The sequence below is a fragment of the Nonomuraea sp. NPDC048916 genome (assembly GCF_040649575.1).
GTDB lineage: Bacteria > Actinomycetota > Actinomycetes > Streptosporangiales > Streptosporangiaceae > Nonomuraea.
Window position 1 is genome coordinate 1 of the sequence record NZ_JBEZFS010000127.1, and the last position, 1,115, is coordinate 1,115.

The window sequence follows — 1,115 nt, forward strand, 5'->3', positions numbered from 1 at the left end:
TTCACCCTCAACGGCACAGACCATGCCAGCCACCGCGAGCAGGGCAGCATGATCCGCCGCTACATCGCCTGGCGCAACCGCAACACTCACAACCCCCGCCTACGCAGGATCATCAACAGGGCGAACGTGGCCTGATGCGGCACTAGGTGTTCAAGCTCATCATCGATCCCGTAGCCGAGGAACAGATCGCCGCGCTACCCGATCATGCACTGCGCCCGCTTGCGGAGTTGTTCGCGCTACCGGAGACCGCTCCTTGGAGCGGAGACCCGTACAACTCCAACAACCCCAGGGCGAACATGCTCACCCACCCGTTCGGAGAACGCGGCCTCGCCACTTATGTGGTCCTGGACCGTCAGCGCGAGGTCTATCTTGTCCGGATCGAATGGCCGTAGGCTCGCGCCCGCTGCGTGCCCGTTTGCGTAGCAATCAGCGGAGAGCCACGAGCATCGTTGGAATCAACCCCTGAGCTCTCCATCAAAGCCGGGGCGGTTCACTCGACCCGCATACGCCCAGGTCGGCGTTTTCCCTGCTCAGACGCCGCAATCTTGAAAGAGTTTCTAAGCTGACAGCGCGGGTTCGATTCCCGTCACCCGCTCTCACTACGAGAGCCAGGTCAGGGATCGTTCTTCGATCTCCGAGCCGTCTGGACCTTGGCTGTCCGGCGTGCCGAATCGCCTACTCCTCAAACCAGGCCACCAAACGGACAGCATCGTCTCCATGAACGTGCGCGAGCGTGCACATGACTGTCCACACCGCATGCCAGTAACCGTCAGACGGTACGGCATGGCGTCGCGTGGCGCGTTCGACACGGAAGACGGTATTTCCGGCCTTCCACTCGGTGCCTTCGTCCCACAGCGCAACCTGGCCAGGATCAACCGTTAAGGTGTCCACGCCACTCACGCGAGCGAACCTACGGCTCCATACCGAGCGGTGAACGAGTTCCAGGCTTTGGTCGGGAAGCTGCCGGTTGAGCTTCCCCTCATAGCGTGGAGATCGAACCGGGAGAGGTTTGGTCGTGGCTGGAAGCACGAGGCGTCGCTTTGATCCGGAGTTCCGGGCTGGGGCGGTGCGGATCGTCAAGGAGACCGGCAAGCCCGTCGCGCGCGTTGCGCGGG

Annotated in this window: 3 protein-coding genes; 2 read left to right on the forward strand and 1 reads right to left on the reverse strand. The window is 62.6% G+C overall.

Going from position 1 to position 1,115, the window contains the following annotated elements:
- Positions 1 to 146: 146 nt before the first annotated feature.
- Complete coding sequence (locus AB0C16_RS40050; protein ID WP_357691377.1) at positions 147 to 392, forward strand: hypothetical protein; 246 nt, start codon at positions 147 to 149, stop codon at positions 390 to 392.
- Between the two features lie 283 nt (positions 393 to 675).
- Here the strand turns inward: AB0C16_RS40050 and AB0C16_RS40055 are convergent, their stop codons facing one another.
- Positions 676 to 900: a hypothetical protein gene (locus AB0C16_RS40055; RefSeq protein WP_357691379.1), complete on the reverse strand. Its 225-nt coding sequence runs from the start codon at positions 898 to 900 to the stop codon at positions 676 to 678.
- Positions 901 to 1,015: 115 nt separating this feature from the next.
- On the opposite strand from AB0C16_RS40055, the gene AB0C16_RS40060 reads away from it, so the two are divergent.
- A partial coding sequence (locus tag AB0C16_RS40060) for a transposase (protein WP_357677698.1) occupies positions 1,016 to 1,115 on the forward strand: 100 nt, incomplete at its 3' end.